Origin of the sequence: Noviherbaspirillum sp. Root189 (assembly GCF_001428545.1) — a bacterium.
Classification (GTDB): domain Bacteria; phylum Pseudomonadota; class Gammaproteobacteria; order Burkholderiales; family Burkholderiaceae_D; genus Noviherbaspirillum.
In genome coordinates this window covers 1-16904 of sequence record NZ_LMHZ01000047.1, presented here as the reverse complement: position 1 = coordinate 16904, position 16904 = coordinate 1, and the positions used below count along the sequence as shown (strand labels likewise).

Here is a 16904-nt window from a genome sequence, read left to right as displayed (position 1 = left end):
ATTGCTGCAGTCAGCGTGGTCTTGCCATGGTCAACGTGACCAATCGTGCCCACATTCACGTGCGGTTTGGTCCGCTCAAACTTGCCTTTTGCCATTTTAATTTCCTTCAAAAAGAACGAATTGTTAAGTTGTTTTGAATCGCACACTCTTGCTTCGGATTGTGAAGCAAGAGTGTGTTTTACTGTGATGTCTTACTTGCCCTTGGCGCTGATAACACCGTCAGCAACGTTCTTCGGCGCTTCGGCGTAGTGCTTAAATTCCATCGTGTACGTTGCGCGGCCTTGCGTCAACGAACGCAGAGTCGTGGAATAGCCGAACATTTCCGACAACGGCACTTCGGCGCGAACGATCTTGCCACCGCCAGGGATGTCGTCCATACCCTGGATCATGCCGCGACGGGAAGACAAGTCACCCATGACGTCGCCCATCTTCTCTTCCGGCGTTTCAACTTCGACTGCCATCATCGGCTCGAGGAGAACGGGGCTTGCCTTTCGGCAGCCGTCCTTGAATGCCATGGACGCAGCCATACGGAAGGCGTTTTCGTTCGAGTCAACGTCGTGGTACGAACCAAAGAACAATGTGACTTTAACGTCAACGACCGGGTAGCCAGCCATCACGCCGGACGGCAGAGTTTCCAGGATTCCCTTTTCAACCGCAGGGATGTATTCACGTGGAACAACACCACCCTTGATTGCGTCGACGAATTCAAAACCCTTGCCTGGCTCTTGTGGTTCGATTTTCAGGACCACGTGACCATACTGACCGCGACCGCCCGACTGCTTGACGAACTTGCCTTCGATCTCTTCGCAGGTCTTGCGGATGGTTTCACGATAAGCAACTTGCGGCTTACCGACGGTTGCCTCAACACCGAATTCACGACGCATACGGTCGACGATAATTTCCAGGTGCAGTTCGCCCATACCGGAAATAATGGTCTGGCCGGATTCTTCGTCTGTCTTTACGCGGAACGACGGATCTTCCTGGGATAGGCGGTTCAGTGCGAGACCCATCTTTTCCTGGTCGGCCTTAGTCTTCGGCTCAACAGCTTGGGAGATCACCGGTTCAGGGAACACCATACGCTCCAGCGTGATTACGGCTTCTGGATCGCACAGAGTTTCGCCTGTAGTCGCTTCTTTCAGACCAACCGCTGCTGCGATGTCGCCCGCGCGGACTTCCTTGATTTCTTCGCGCTGGTTAGCGTGCATCTGCAGCAGACGACCGATACGCTCCTTCTTACCTTTGACCGGGTTATAGACTGTGTCGCCCGAGTTGACAACACCGGAATACACACGGAAGAAGATCAGCTGACCGACGAACGGGTCGGTCATGATCTTGAACGCGAGTGCGGAGAACTTTTCGCTGTCGTCAGCCTTGCGCAGTGCGGGCTGCTCATTCTCGTCTGTGCCTTCGACCGGCGGGATGTCCGTTGGTGCTGGCAGGTACTCAATCACGGCATCAAGCATCGCCTGAACACCCTTGTTCTTGAACGCGGTACCGCACATCATCGGCACGATTTCGCCAGCGATGGTGCGCTGACGGATCGCTTTCTTGATCTCTTCCTCGGTGAGGTCACCCTCTTCCAGGTACTTGTTCATCAGCTCTTCAGTTGCTTCGGCAGCCGCCTCGACCATCTTCTCCCGCCATTCGTCGCAAGTAGCCTTCAGGTCAGCAGGGATGTCGCGCAGGTCGAATTTCATACCCTGGGAAGCTTCGTCCCAGTAGATCGCCTTCATCCTGACGAGGTCGACCACGCCTTCGAAGTTTTCTTCGGCGCCGATAGGTACTTGCATCGGGATCGGGTTTGCCTTCAAGCGAGCGCGCATCTGCTCGTACACCTTGAAGAAGTTTGCGCCAGTACGGTCCATCTTGTTGACGAACGCCAGACGTGGGACGCCGTACTTGTTAGCCTGACGCCAAACCGTTTCGGATTGCGGCTGCACGCCACCCACTGCGCAGTAAACCATGCAAGCGCCGTCCAGAACACGCATCGAACGCTCCACCTCAATGGTGAAGTCGACGTGACCCGGGGTGTCAATGATGTTGATTCGGTGCTCGGGGAAGTTGTTCGCCATGCCCTTCCAGAAGCAGGTTGTCGCAGCCGAAGTAATCGTGATGCCGCGCTCTTGTTCCTGCTCCATCCAGTCCATGGTCGCTGCGCCGTCGTGCACTTCACCGATCTTGTGGTTAACACCGGTGTAGTACAGGATACGTTCGGTAGTGGTTGTCTTACCGGCATCGATGTGAGCGGAAATACCGATATTGCGGTAGCGCTCAATGGGGGTCTTGCGAGCCATATTCAATCCTAAGTCTTTAATGGTAGAAAACCGAGCGCCACTTTTTCAAGGGATGCGCCCGGTTTTAACCAATTACGTTGCAGAGCCTTCAACGATGCGAAGGCAACTATTAATTTAATGCTATTAGAAACGGAAGTGGGAGAACGCCTTGTTGGCTTCTGCCATGCGGTGCACTTCATCACGCTTCTTCATCGCACCACCGCGGCCCTCTGCGGCTTCCATCAATTCACCACCGAGACGCTGGGGCATAGACTTTTCGCTACGCTTGTTGGCGGCTTCACGCAACCAACGCATGGAGAGCGCCATACGACGGACAGGGCGAACTTCTACCGGAACCTGATAGTTTGCACCGCCGACACGGCGGGATTTGACTTCAACCATCGGCTTGCAATTGTTGAGTGCTGTTGTAAATACTTCGAGCGGGTCCTTGCCGGACTTTTGCTTGATATGATCAAACGCGCCATAGATGATGTTTTCGGCGACCGATTTTTTACCGGACAGCATCAGGACGTTGACGAACTTGGCAACTTCAACATTGCCGAACTTTGGATCCGGCAGGATTTCCCGTTTGGGGACTTCACGACGACGTGGCATTTCGATTCCTTTCACTCTTCAGTTGAGCGACGGCACTGAGTGATTTACCGTACGCTCGCGGTGACCCTCATGGCCAACCACTTACTCGACCCATTCGGGGCCGACTTGCTCTCCGCGCGGTGAAGACACCTGGCGGAAAATGGATTACTTCTTGGCGGCTTTCGCACGCTTGGCACCGTACTTGGAACGCGCCTGCTTACGATCCTTGACGCCCTGCGTATCCAGCGCACCGCGAACCATGTGGTAACGTACACCTGGCAAGTCTTTAACACGACCGCCGCGGAGCAGGACAACACTGTGTTCCTGCAGGTTGTGCCCTTCACCGCCGATATACGAAATGACTTCGAACCCGTTGGTCAGGCGCACCTTGGCGACCTTACGAAGCGCCGAGTTCGGCTTCTTCGGTGTCGTGGTGTAGACGCGGGTGCAAACGCCGCGTTTTTGCGGGCTGTTTTCCAGCGCCGGCGATTTGCTCTTGACACGTGCGGAAACACGTGGCTGGCGAATCAGTTGATTGATGGTTGGCATCGGTCTTTAATCCAACAAAATGAAACGTTAATAAAAATACAGTCCCGAAAACGATTGTCCGGAACCGGGGGATAAAACCATTGCGCCGATATCGCGCGTCGATCTAAAACCAAAAAGGGAGAAGCGTTACAAAAGGCGGGGGAAACTGACCAAAGAACGCTTAAGCCCTGAAGAGCCTAAAATCGAGAACTCGCGAGTATATGCCCATTGCCGAAGAGAGTCAACCATGCTAGGGAATAAGTAGCTCTCATACATGATTTCAAAACATCTGGATGGCGAAAGTGAATTACGCGTTCAGAAACATATAGTAGCTGCAATAATTCTCGATCAGGGGCTTATACCAATCCCAACCCATAACGCACCATGGTTCGACGTTGGGAAAGTTTGCAAACAGCGAGCAGCGTTTCATTTACTGTTTCTTTCAGCGGCTCTGATACTGCCAGCAGCAGCATTATTTGAACATTTATTGTCGTCAGGAAGTTTCATCCTGTACCTGCGAATCGCGACTGTAGCGACTTCAACAGAAGCTCGCGTGTTTCCTGGGAGTCGGCAATTGGTGCAGGGCTTTGTGCATGATAGGTAAATTCACTAGGCTTTTATGCCTGGGTGTGTGATTCGAAGTTTCTTCACGGAAATGAAGTCGCCCTATAAACGGAAACAGGCATAAAAAAACGGCACTGAAGTTGCCTTCAGTGCCGTTTTCAGTTGAAGCTGGATACTTATGCTTCGTTGCCGTTTGGTGCATCACTATCTGTAGTGACCTCCGAAGGCAGCTCGACTTCTGTCGAACGGGCCGACTCTTCGGCTTGCAGTAGTGCTGTGCGTTCTTCGGCCTCCCACGACTCTTTTTCCTTACGGGCGCGGTGGTACGCCAGACCGGTACCCGCCGGGATCAGACGTCCGACAATCACGTTTTCCTTCAGACCGCGCAGACCATCCTTCTTGCCCATAATCGCGGCTTCGGTAAGCACGCGAGTGGTTTCCTGGAACGACGCCGCAGAGATAAAGGAGTCGGTGGACAGCGATGCCTTAGTGATACCGAGCAGTACGTTTTCGTACGTGGCCGGCAACTTGCCTTCGGCGGTGACGCGATCGTTTTCGTCCAGCAGCTCGGAGCGTTCAACTTGCTCACCCGGGATGTAGGCCGTGTCGCCAGCATTGACCACTTGTACACGGCGCAGCATCTGACGCACGATCACTTCAATGTGCTTGTCGTTGATCTTCACACCCTGCAAGCGGTACACGTCCTGAACTTCGTCGACGATGTAACGTGCCAGTGCTTCGATACCCAGCAAGCGCAGAATGTCTTGCGGATCAGCCGGACCGTCCACGATCATCTCGCCCTTGTTCACCACCTGGCCGTCGTGCACCAGCACTTGCTTGTCCTTGGTAATCAGGAACTCGTGCTTGTTGCCGTCCATGTCGGTGATTTCGAGGCGCTGCTTGCCCTTGGTTTCCTTGCCAAACGCTACGGTACCGGTGACTTCCGCCAGCATGCCGGCATCCTTCGGTGAACGTGCTTCGAACAGTTCGGCCACGCGTGGCAGACCGCCGGTAATGTCACGGGTCTTCTGCGATTCGGTTGGGATACGTGCCAGCACTTCACCCACTGATACCTGCTGACCGTCTTTCACGGTAATCAGCGCACCGACCTGGAAGCCGATGGTCACAGCGTGTTCGGTCCCGGCGATCTTTACTTCCTCGCCTTTTTCGTTCAGCAGCTTGACCTGCGGACGCATGACCTTGGTGCTTGGTCCGCGACGCTTCGCGTCAATGACGACCAATGTTGCCAGGCCGGTCACCTCGTCGATCTGCTTCGCGACTGTCACGCCTTCTTCGACGTTCTCGAATTTCACCGTACCGGTGTATTCGGTAATGATCGGACGTGTCAGCGGATCCCATGTTGCCAATGCGGTACCGGCCTTGATGGTCATGCCATCCTTGACCAGCAGGGTCGCACCATATGGCACCTTATGGCGCTCACGCTCACGACCATGATCATCGGTGATCAATACTTCACCGGAACGGGAAATGACGATTTGCTCGCCCTTGCCGTTGGTGACATAGCGCATTGTTACGGTGAAGCGGACTGTACCATTCGACTTGGCTTCCACGGAGGAGGCTACCGCTGCGCGCGATGCCGCACCACCGATGTGGAAGGTACGCATCGTCAGCTGAGTACCTGGTTCGCCGATCGACTGGGCAGCGACGACACCGACGGCTTCGCCAGAGTTGACCAGCATGCCACGGCCAAGGTCACGACCGTAGCACTTCGCGCACAGACCATAACGGGTGTCGCAAGTCAGCGGGGTACGAACCTTGACTTCGTCGATGCCGAGGCGTTCGATCTCTTCAACCGAGTCTTCATCCAGCAGCGTGCCCGCTTCGTACAACGTAGCTTGTGTTTCCGGATTGACCACATCGTTGGCAGCGACACGGCCGAGGATACGATCGCGCAGCGCTTCAATGACTTCACCACCTTCAACCAACGCCTTCATCGACGCGCCGTTCGCCGTGCCGCAATCGTCTTCGGTCACGACCAGGTCCTGCGTCACGTCCACCAGACGACGTGTCAGGTAACCGGAGTTCGCTGTCTTCAACGCGGTATCGGCCAGACCTTTACGAGCGCCGTGTGTCGAGATGAAGTACTGCAACACGTTCAGACCTTCACGGAAGTTCGCGGTAATCGGCGTTTCGATGATTGAACCGTCCGGTTTCGCCATCAGACCGCGCATACCGGCGAGCTGACGAATCTGGGCAGCGGAACCACGAGCGCCAGAGTCGGCCATCATGTAAATCGCGTTGAACGACTCTTGTGTACCCTTGCTGCCGTCGCGCTTGGTAACGTCTTCGACCTTGAGCTGTTCCATCATGGCCTTGCCGACTTCGTCACCGGCCTTGCCCCAGATGTCGACCACCTTGTTGTAGCGTTCGCCCGCAGTGACCAGACCGGAAGCGTACTGCTGCTCGATCTGTTTCACTTCGTGCTCGGCCTGAGCAATGATGGTGTGCTTCTGCGGTGGTACCAGCATGTCGTCGACGCAGATCGAGATACCGGCGCGCGTCGCGAGGCGGAAACCGGACTGCATCAACTGGTCGGCAAATACTACGGTCGCGCGTAGACCGCACTTGCGGAACGAAGTGTTGATCAGCTTCGAGATTTCCTTCTTCTTCAGGGCGCGGTTCAGCACGCTGAAAGGCAGACCCTTCGGCAGGATTTCAGACAGGATGGCACGGCCAATCGTCGTTTCGTAACGCTTGATTGTCTTGACGAACTCGCCTGTCTCCGCATCCTTCGGGTATTCGGTGATACGGACAGTGATGCGGGTGGTCAGCTCAACTTCCTTGTTGTCGTACGCGCGGATGACTTCCGATACGTCCGGGAACATCATTCCTTCGCCCTTGGCGTTGATTTTTTCGCGAGTAGCGTAGTACAGGCCCAGCACGATATCCTGGGACGGCACGATCGATGGTTCGCCGTTCGACGGGAACAGGATGTTGTTGGAGGCCAGCATCAAGGTACGGGCTTCCATCTGCGCTTCGATCGACAGCGGAACGTGGACAGCCATCTGGTCACCGTCAAAGTCAGCGTTGAACGCTGCGCAAACCAGCGGGTGCAACTGGATCGCCTTGCCTTCGATCAGGACCGGCTCAAACGCCTGGATACCCAGACGGTGCAGTGTCGGTGCACGGTTCAGCATGACCGGATGTTCGCGGATGACTTCTTCCAGGATGTCCCAGACGACTGGTTCTTGTACTTCGACCAACTTCTTTGCTGCCTTGATCGTTGTTGCCAGGCCCATCAGTTCAAGCTTGTTGAAAATAAAAGGCTTGAACAGTTCGAGTGCCATCAGCTTCGGCAGACCGCACTGGTGCAGCTTAAGCTGCGGTCCAACTACGATAACCGAACGACCGGAGTAGTCGACACGCTTGCCCAGCAGGTTCTGACGGAAACGGCCGCCCTTACCTTTGATCATTTCAGCCAGTGACTTCAACGGACGCTTGTTGGCGCCAGTCATTGCCTTGCCGCGACGGCCGTTATCCAGCAACGAGTCAACCGCTTCCTGCAGCATCCGCTTTTCGTTACGCGTGATGATTTCCGGAGCACGGAGTTCCATCAGGCGCTTCAGACGGTTATTACGGTTGATGACGCGGCGATACAGGTCGTTCAGGTCAGAGGTCGCAAAACGGCCGCCGTCCAGTGGTACCAGCGGACGCAGTTCCGGCGGCAGTACCGGCAGCACTTCCATGATCATCCAGTCCGGCTTGATGCCGGAGCGCTGGAATGCTTCGAGAACCTTCAGACGCTTCGCATACTTCTTGATCTTGGCTTCCGACTTGGAATCCTTGAGCTCCTGACGCAGGGTCTCGACATCACGGTCGATGTCGATCGAGCGCAGCAGTTCACGAATGCCTTCGGCGCCCATGAATGCAGTGAAGTCGTCGCCGTACTCTTCGTACTTGGCGGCGTAATCGTCTTCCGACATGATCTGGCACTTCTTCAGCGGGGTCATGCCGGGGTCGGTCACGACGTACGCTTCAAAGTACAACACGCGTTCGATATCGCGCAGCGTCATGTCGAGGACCATGCCCAGACGCGACGGCAGCGATTTCAGGAACCAGATGTGTGCGGTCGGCGAGGCCAGCTCGATGTGACCCATGCGCTCGCGGCGCACTTTGGCGAGCGTCACTTCGACGCCGCATTTTTCACAGATAACGCCGCGATGCTTGAGGCGCTTGTACTTGCCGCACAGGCATTCGTAGTCCTTGATCGGGCCAAAGATCTTGGCGCAGAACAGGCCGTCACGCTCCGGCTTGAAAGTACGGTAGTTGATGGTTTCCGGCTTTTTGACTTCGCCGTAGGACCAGGAACGGATTTTTTCAGGCGACGCGAGACCAATCTTGATCGCGTCGAATTGTTCGCTTTGCTGTACTTGCTTGAATAGATCGAGCAGTGCTTTCATGTATCACTCCAGGGTGGCGTGAAGAAAAATATTTCTTGCTTCTTCGTGTTGCTTGGCCGGCGATGGGTTACTCGCATCGCCGGCCGCGGTTTCCCGCTTTGTCCTGCTTAATCGCGTTCCAGATCGATATCGATACCCAACGAGCGGATTTCCTTCACCAACACGTTGAAGGATTCCGGCATGCCGGCGTCGATGACGTGGTCGCCCTTGACGAGGTTCTCGTAAACCTTGGTACGGCCGGTCACGTCGTCCGACTTGACTGTCAGCATTTCCTGCAGCACGTACGACGCGCCGTAGGCTTCCAGTGCCCAGACTTCCATCTCGCCGAAACGCTGGCCGCCGAACTGCGCCTTGCCGCCCAGCGGCTGCTGGGTAACGAGCGAGTACGGACCGGTCGAACGCGCGTGCATCTTGTCGTCGACCAGGTGGTGCAGTTTCAGCACGTGCATGTAGCCGACAGTGACAGTGCGCTCGAAAGCTTCACCGGTACGGCCGTCATACATGGTCACCTGGTTTTTCGACGGCGTCATGCCGAGCTGCTTGGCTACGTCATCCGGATAGGCGAGGTCGAGCATGCGGCGAATTTCGTCCTCATGCGCACCGTCGAACACCGGCGTTGCGAACGGCACGCCATACTTCAGGTTGCTGGCCAGACTCAGGATTTCCTCATCGCTGAAGCTGTCCAGGTCTTCCGATTTGCCCGACTCGTTGTAGATCGTGGTCAGGAACTTGCGCAGTTCGGCGGCCTTGGCTTGCGCCCTGAGCATTTCGCCGATACGCAGGCCCAGGCCTTTCGATGCCCAGCCCAGATGCACTTCGAGCACCTGACCGACGTTCATACGCGACGGAACGCCCAGCGGGTTCAACACGATGTCGGCCGGTGTGCCGTCAGCCATGTAAGGCATATCCTCGACAGGAACGATACGCGAGACCACACCCTTGTTACCGTGGCGACCCGCCATCTTGTCGCCAGGCTGCAGGCGACGCTTCACTGCCAGATAAACCTTGACCATCTTCTGCACGCCTGGCGGCAACTCGTCACCCTGCGTGAGTTTCTTGCGCTTCTCTTCAAACGCAAGGTCAAACTGGTGCCGTTTCTCGGCGATCGATTCCTTGATCGCTTCGAGTGCCGCGGCGACGTCATCTTCCGCAGGACGAATATCGAACCAATGATACTTGTCCAGATCGTCCAGGTATTCCTTGGTGATCTGTGCGCCCTTGGCCAGTTTCTTTGGACCGCCGTTGACGACTTTGCCGATCAGCATCTTTTCGAGACGCTGGAACGCATCGCCTTCCACGATACGCAGCTGGTCGTTCAGGTCGAGGCGATAACGCTTCAACTCATCGTCGATGATCTGCTGAGCACGTTTGTCGCGCGGGATGCCTTCACGCGTGAACACTTGCACGTCGATCACCGTACCGACCATGCCGGATGGCACGCGCAGCGATGTATCTTTCACATCAGAGGCTTTTTCGCCAAAGATCGCACGAAGCAGCTTCTCTTCCGGTGTCAGCTGAGTTTCACCCTTCGGTGTCACCTTACCGACCAGCGTGTCGCCTGCTTCGACTTCTGCACCGATGTAGACGATGCCGGATTCGTCGAGGCGTGCGAGTTGGTTTTCCGCCAGGTTCGAAATATCACGCGTGATTTCTTCCGCGCCGAGCTTGGTGTCACGTGCGACAACCGACAGTTCTTCGATATGAATCGAGGTGTAACGGTCATCTGCAACCACGCGCTCCGAGATCAGGATCGAGTCCTCGAAGTTGTAGCCGTTCCACGGCATAAACGCCACCAGCATGTTTTGGCCGAGCGCCAGTTCGCCGAGGTCGGTCGATGCGCCGTCGGCGATCACGTCGTGCTTGGCAACACGATCACCAACCTTGACGATAGGACGCTGGTTGATGTTCGTGTTCTGATTGGAGCGGGTGTACTTGATCAGGTTGTAAATATCGACGCCGACTTCGCCTGCAGCGGCTTCGTTGTCGTTGACACGGATCACCACACGGCCGGCGTCGACATAATCGACGATACCGCCGCGCAGTGCCTGAACGGTCGTACCGGAGTCAACTGCAACGGTGCGTTCAATGCCGGTACCGACGAAGGCTTTTTCGGGACGCAGGCAAGGTACTGCCTGGCGTTGCATGTTGGCGCCCATCAACGCACGGTTCGCGTCGTCGTGCTCGAGGAACGGAATCAGCGATGCTGCAACGGAGACCACCTGACCCGGTGCGACGTCCATGTACTGGACGCGTTCCGGCGACACGAGGATGGTTTCACCAGCCTGGCGTGCGGATACGAGTTCGTCGGATAATTTTCCTTCGGGACTGATTGTCGCGTTCGCCTGAGCAATAACGTAACGGCCTTCTTCAATCGCTGACAGATAGTCGATCTGGTTAGTCACGCCACTGTTGTCGACCTTGCGATACGGCGTCTCAAGGAAGCCGTACTCGTTCAGGCGTGCATACAGCGCCAGTGAGTTGATCAGACCGATGTTCGGGCCTTCCGGTGTTTCGATCGGGCACACACGGCCGTAATGGGTCGGATGCACGTCACGGACTTCAAAGCCGGCACGTTCGCGTGTCAGACCGCCCGGGCCAAGAGCCGATACGCGGCGCTTGTGGGTGATTTCCGACAACGGATTGGTCTGGTCCATGAACTGCGACAACTGCGACGATCCAAAGAATTCGCGAATTGCTGCAGAGATGGGTTTCGAGTTGATCAAGTCATGCGGCATCAGGTTATCGGCTTCAGCCTGACCGAGACGCTCCTTGACGGCGCGCTCAACACGAACAAGACCAGCGCGGAATTGATTTTCAGCCAGTTCACCGACACAACGTACCCGACGATTACCGAGGTGGTCGATATCATCGACTTCGCCGCGACCGTTACGCAGTTCGACCAGAATCTTGATGACGGCAAGAATGTCTTCATTCGATAGTGTCATTGCGCCGGTCAGCTCATCGCGACCGATACGACGGTTGAACTTCATACGGCCGACCGCCGAGAGATCGTAACGTTCTTCGCTGTAGAACAAGCCGTTGAACAGAGCTTCGACAGAATCCTCTGTGGGCGGCTCGCCAGGACGCATCATGCGATAAATCGCGACACGTGCGGCCATCTGATCTGCAGTGTCGTCCATACGCAAGGTCTGCGAAATGTAAGCGCCCTGATCCAGGTCGTTGGTGTACAGCGTCTGGATGTCAGAGACACCAGCTTCACGCAGGCGAGCGAGAACCTCTTCTGTCAGCTCATCGTTGGCGTTGGCGATGACTTCGCCGGTGTCGGCGTCGACGATGTTCTTTGCCAGCACGCGACCGAGCAGATAATCTTCCGGTACGGAGATATGCTTGATTCCTGCAGCGTCGATTTCGCGGACATGCTTGGCGTTGATACGCTTGTCCTTCGCGACGATGACCTTGCCCGACTTGTCGGTAATGTCGAAGCGCGCAACTTCCCCACGCAAACGCTCGGCGACAAACTCCATTTCACCGCCGTCAGCGCGGACCGTGAAGTTGTCAAAGACGAAGAAGTTTGCCAGGATCTGTTCCGGCGTCATGCCGATGGCTTTCAGCAGGATCGTAACAGGCATCTTGCGTCGGCGGTCAACGCGGAAGAACAGGATGTCCTTCGGGTCGAACTCAAAGTCAAGCCAGGAGCCGCGGTAAGGGATGATACGTGCGGAGAACAGGAGTTTGCCCGACGAATGCGTTTTGCCACGATCGTGCTCAAAAAACACACCCGGGGAACGATGAAGCTGGGAAACAATCACACGCTCGGTGCCGTTGATGACGAATGAGCCGGTCGTGGTCATGAGCGGTAGTTCACCCATGTACACTTCCTGCTCTTTCATTTCTTTGACGACTGGCTTGGTCGGGGATTCCTTGTCAAGAATCACGAGGCGGACCTTGGCGCGCAGCGGCGATGCGAATGTCAGACCACGCTGCTGGCACTCTTTCACGTCGAATGGAGGATCACCCAACACATAGGAGAGAAACTCTAGCCGAGCAAAACCATTGTGCGATACGATTGGGAAAATTGAGGTGAAGGCGGACTGCAAGCCCTCGTTCTTGCGTTGCGATGGTACTTTATCGGCCTGCAGGAAGCTCGTATAAGACTCGAGCTGGGTCGCCAGCAGGAACGGAACGTTGTGAACGTTAGCGCGCTTCGCGAACGATTTGCGAATGCGCTTCTTCTCAGTAAATGAGTAGTGCATGGACACTCCGTGAGTGACAGGAAGGATGGAGATTTCAGGTTTCGCTGCTGGCTACGGCAACACCTGCCGCCATCTGCGAAACCTCAAGGCTCTGCCCTTCGGGCTTGACTAGACTGCTACCGCCGAATCCGTGAGCATGACAGCGTTGCGCTGCAAACCCGCCAGATAGGCGTCAGCTACCAACTACCTACTACCAACGCACACTTGCTGCGTTTATTTCTACGACTTTCTTCTACTGCTTTTACCAACTTTTCGTCCACGCCCGTGTCTGAATATTAGGTCCGGGATAAGGCTATTTAAAACACGAAAACGACAAAGGAGCCAAGGCCGAACCCGCTCTTTCGAGAAGGTTCCGAGCCTTGACTCCGGCGAGGGTGAGATCGCCCTGGCAAACCGATATTACTTGAGGTCGGCCTTTGCGCCAGCTTCTTCCAGTTTCTTCTTCGCTGCCTCTGCATCTGCCTTGGCGACGCCTTCCTTGACTGGCTTTGGTGCACCGTCGACCAGATCTTTGGCTTCTTTGAGGCCCAGACCGGTGATTTCGCGAACTGCCTTAATGACACCAACCTTGTTCGCACCAACTTCAGCCAGAACAACGGTGAACTCAGTCTGCTCTTCCGCTACAGCAGCACCGGCACCGCCAGCTGCCGGACCAGCAACTGCCATTGCAGCTGCGGACACGCCAAATTTTTCTTCAAAAGCCTTGACCAGGTCGTTCAGGTCCATTACGGACATTTGGCCTACTGCTTCCAGGATATCGTCTTTGCTAATTGCCATTTGAAACTCCTAAATTTGATTCGGTAATTACATCTAATCGGTACTGACGCAAAAAGGATCGAAGGGCGTATTACGCGCCTTCGGCTTCCTTCTTGGCTGCGAGGGCAGCCAAGGCACGGGCAAAGCCGGAAACCGGAGCCTGCATAACACCCAGCAACTGGGAGATGAGGACTTCACGGCTCGGAATGCTAGCCAACGCGGCAACGCCTGCTTTATCAAGCGACTTGCCTGCGTAGTTGCCTGCCTTAACAACCAGCTTGTCATTGCCTTTTGCAAAGTCAAAAACGACTTTGGCGGCGGCAACAGCGTCCTCGGAGATCGAGTAGATCAACGGGCCGGTCATTTCGGAGGCGAGGCCAGCAAACGGCGTACCCTCAACGGCGCGACGTGCGAGCGTGTTTTTCAACACGCGCATGTAGACGCCCTGGGCACGCGCTTTGGCGCGCAGTTGTGTCAAGTGACCAACCTGGATGCCACGGTATTCGGCCACGACGATTGTCTGCGCAGTTGCTACTTTTGCGGAGACTTCAGCGACGACGGCCTTTTTGTCATTCAGATTGAGACTCAAGATCAACCTCCAAAAATGATGTTTGGCGAATGCCTCACATCGGTTCGAACACGGCGTCCGAAGTTCAGGAGTTCAGTACTGGCACTTAACAACAGATGCACAGTGTTGAGACTGCAAAAACTTGTTCGGGTCACCATCTGCGTTGGGTGCCGATGCTTGCGCTTTCGGTGTTTAACTTTGTGCATCAATAAAGCATGCACGCCGCCCAACGGTCTTTGATAATCCGGCCCTATTCCAAAATTGCTGAAGCAGGACCAGCCCAAAGATTCGCCTCGGACGCTATATTGCTATCCGAGGACTTGATTCTTACTTAAGCCGCCAGGGAAGCATGATCAACGCGGACGCCAGCGCCCATCGTCGACGAAATTGCCACCTTGCGCAGGTACACGCCCTTGCTGGTAGCCGGCTTGGCTTTGTTCAGTGCATCGATCAAAGCCAACAAGTTGGACTTGAGCTCTGCATCACTGAACGACTTACGGCCGATCGTTGCGTGAATGATGCCTGCTTTGTCGGTACGATACTGAACCTGGCCCGCTTTGGCATTCTTTACAGCAGTTGCAACGTCCGGTGTAACAGTGCCGACCTTCGGGTTCGGCATCATGCCGCGCGGTCCGAGGATCTGTCCAAGCGTACCAACGATACGCATGGTGTCCGGCGAAGCGATCACGATGTCGAAAGGCATGTCGCCAGCTTTGATGCGCTCTGCCAGATCTTCCATACCGACAATGTCTGCACCTGCGGCCTTGGCTGCCTCGGCTTTGTCGCCGGATGCGAATACAGCAACGCGAACGGTCTTGCCGGTACCCGCTGGCAGAACAACGGAACCACGCACAACCTGGTCGGATTTTTTGGCGTCAACGCCGAGTTGAACGGCGACATCGATCGACTCGTTGAACTTTGCTGTTGCACATTCCTTGATCAGGGAAATTGCATTGTCGAACGGGTATACCTTGGTGCGATCAACCTTAGCTTTGAGTGCTTGTGCGCGCTTGGATAACTTAGCCATTACAGACCCTCCACCGTGATACCCATGGAACGAGCAGAACCGGCGATTGTACGCACGGCAGCTTCCATGTCAGCTGCCGTGAGATCCGGCATCTTTGTTGTAGCGATTTCTTCCGCTTGCTTGCGGGTGATCTTGCCGACCTTGTCGGTATGCGGCTTTGCCGAACCCTTCTGGATGCCGGCCGCCTTCTTGATCAGGATAGTTGCCGGCGGAGTCTTCATCACGAATGTGAAGGACTTGTCGGCAAACGCGGTGATCACGACGGGAATCGGCAGGCCTGGCTCTACGCCTTGAGTCTGGGCGTTGAACGCCTTGCAGAATTCCATAATGTTCAAGCCGCGCTGACCCAGCGCCGGGCCGATCGGAGGGGATGGGTTTGCTTTACCAGCTGGCACTTGCAGCTTGATAAAACCAATAATTTTCTTTGCCATGATGGCTCCTACGTTGATTGAGTAGTAGCGCCCGTTCGCCTACCTTACGGTGGACTAGTAGGGCTCCTCTTTTCCTTACCACTGATATTGCTTGCTTGGATTTCACAGGCGGCAAGGCCTGCGGCGCTCCAATGACGCTTGATTCAAATAATGACCGGAAGCGGCGTTAGACCTTTTCGACCTGACCGAATTCCAGCTCGACCGGTGTAGCGCGGCCAAAAATGGTGACGGAAACGCGGACGCGCGACTTCTCGTAGTTGACTTCTTCAACGTTACCGTTGAAGTCAGTGAATGGGCCGTCTTTGATACGAACCAACTCGCCGACCTCGTACAAGACTTTAGGACGCGGCTTCTCCACGCCCTCCTGCATCTGGTGCAGGATCTTGTCGACTTCGTGAGGTGGAATCGGAGTTGGCTTATTGGATTTACCACCGATGAAACCGGTTACCTTGCTTGTATTCTTGACCAAATGCCAAGTCTCATCAGTCATTTCCATCTCGACCAGTACGTAGCCGGGGAAGAAGCGACGTTCGGTGACGGACTTCTGACCATTCTTTACTTCAATCACTTCTTCGGTCGGCACCAGGATCTGACCGAACTTGTCTTGCATGCCGGCGCGCTCAATACGCTCCGTTAATGCACGCTGCACGCTCTTCTCCATGCCGGAGTAGGCGTGCACGACATACCAACGCTTACTTCCGCCCGATGACTGAGCCACTGCGTTTTCTTGCATGTTTTCGCTCATTTAATTCTTCCAGCCCAGAATCAGGTCGTATAACACAATTTCAAGGATCTTGTCGGTACCCCAGAGGAAAATTGCCATTACAAGCACGAACCCGAAAACAACGGCAGTAATCTGCATTGCTTCCTTACGGGTTGGCCAGACAACCTTCTTTGCCTCCCGGACGGATTCTTTGGCAAACCCAAGAAAGTCACGCCCAGGCTGCGAAGTCCAGGCTACCGCGACTGCCACAAGCAGGCCGGCAACCAATGCTCCAGCACGCACTATCGTGGGCTTATCCGACAAAAAATAAAAACCGATAATACCCGCGATGACAGCACAAATAGCAAGAGCGACCTTTGCTTTGTCGCTCGATGTGCCAACGGTTTCTACGGGTTGGTTAGACATACTATTAATTTCTTTCGGTGCCCTGCACCTTTGTATCGGTGGCAGGGGCAGAGGGAATCGAACCCCCAACCTTCGGTTTTGGAGACCGACGCTCTGCCAGTTGAGCTATACCCCTACGCGTAAAACTTTACGTGAATTGACAACGCCGCGATGCCAGAATGTTACTCAGCAATCGCAGCGCAGCGACTCAGAGATTACTCAATGATCTTGGCAACGACGCCGGCGCCGACGGTACGGCCGCCTTCACGGATCGCAAAGCGCAGACCTTCTTCCATCGCGATCGGGTTGATCAGCTTGACAGTGATCGACACGTTGTCGCCTGGCATAACCATCTCTTTGTCCGCTGGCAGCTCGATCGCGCCGGTGACGTCTGTCGTGCGGAAGTAAAACTGCGGACGG

12 protein-coding genes, 1 tRNA gene and 1 pseudogene are annotated in these 16904 nt (G+C 55.3%); all 14 read right to left on the bottom strand.

The annotated features are described in order from the left end of the window. Positions 1–95, bottom strand: a 95-nt coding sequence (locus ASE07_RS22550) for a GTP-binding protein (RefSeq protein ID WP_005434227.1), incomplete at its 3' end; no start/stop codon positions are given. A gap of 96 nt (positions 96–191) precedes the next feature. Next, entirely contained in the window at positions 192–2294 is a 2103-nt protein-coding gene (gene fusA, locus ASE07_RS22545) for an elongation factor G (protein ID WP_057293081.1), read from the bottom strand. A gap of 123 nt (positions 2295–2417) precedes the next feature. After that, positions 2418–2888, bottom strand: coding sequence for a 30S ribosomal protein S7 (gene rpsG, locus ASE07_RS22540; RefSeq protein WP_057293080.1), 471 nt, complete (start codon positions 2886–2888; stop codon positions 2418–2420). A 144-nt stretch (positions 2889–3032) separates the two neighbouring features. Beyond that, the gene (gene rpsL, locus ASE07_RS22535) at positions 3033–3416 is read right to left on the bottom strand and encodes a 30S ribosomal protein S12 (protein WP_057293079.1); all 384 of its coding nucleotides are present in this window, start codon (positions 3414–3416) and stop codon (positions 3033–3035) included. 719 nt (positions 3417–4135) lie between these two features. Further along, entirely contained in the window at positions 4136–8380 is a 4245-nt protein-coding gene (rpoC, locus tag ASE07_RS22530) for a DNA-directed RNA polymerase subunit beta' (RefSeq protein ID WP_057293078.1), read from the bottom strand. A gap of 107 nt (positions 8381–8487) precedes the next feature. After that, the gene (gene rpoB, locus ASE07_RS22525) at positions 8488–12594 is read right to left on the bottom strand and encodes a DNA-directed RNA polymerase subunit beta (protein WP_057293077.1); all 4107 of its coding nucleotides are present in this window, start codon (positions 12592–12594) and stop codon (positions 8488–8490) included. Positions 12595–12993: 399 nt separating this feature from the next. After that, the gene (gene rplL, locus ASE07_RS22520) at positions 12994–13371 is read right to left on the bottom strand and encodes a 50S ribosomal protein L7/L12 (protein WP_057293076.1); all 378 of its coding nucleotides are present in this window, start codon (positions 13369–13371) and stop codon (positions 12994–12996) included. Positions 13372–13441: 70 nt separating this feature from the next. Further along, positions 13442–13939: a 50S ribosomal protein L10 gene (gene rplJ, locus ASE07_RS22515; protein WP_057293075.1), complete on the bottom strand. Its 498-nt coding sequence runs from the start codon at positions 13937–13939 to the stop codon at positions 13442–13444. A 310-nt stretch (positions 13940–14249) separates the two neighbouring features. Then, positions 14250–14945 (bottom strand): 50S ribosomal protein L1, encoded by a 696-nt coding sequence (rplA, locus tag ASE07_RS22510; protein WP_057293074.1) that lies wholly within the window; start codon positions 14943–14945, stop codon positions 14250–14252. Further along, entirely contained in the window at positions 14945–15376 is a 432-nt protein-coding gene (rplK, locus tag ASE07_RS22505; protein ID WP_057293073.1) for a 50S ribosomal protein L11, read from the bottom strand. Before rplK ends, rplA begins: the two co-directional genes overlap by 1 nt. 166 nt (positions 15377–15542) lie before the next feature. Continuing rightward, positions 15543–16121 carry a transcription termination/antitermination protein NusG gene (gene nusG, locus ASE07_RS22500; RefSeq protein ID WP_057293072.1) on the bottom strand — a complete coding sequence of 193 codons (579 nt, stop codon included), beginning with the start codon at positions 16119–16121 and terminating at the stop codon, positions 15543–15545. Beyond that, positions 16122–16505 carry a preprotein translocase subunit SecE gene (gene secE / locus ASE07_RS22495; RefSeq protein WP_057293071.1) on the bottom strand — a complete coding sequence of 128 codons (384 nt, stop codon included), beginning with the start codon at positions 16503–16505 and terminating at the stop codon, positions 16122–16124. 39 nt (positions 16506–16544) lie between these two features. Then, positions 16545–16620: transfer RNA gene (locus ASE07_RS22490), tRNA-Trp, on the bottom strand. Between the two features lie 79 nt (positions 16621–16699). Beyond that, positions 16700–16904: pseudogene (locus ASE07_RS22485) on the bottom strand (hypothetical protein); the annotation flags it as partial.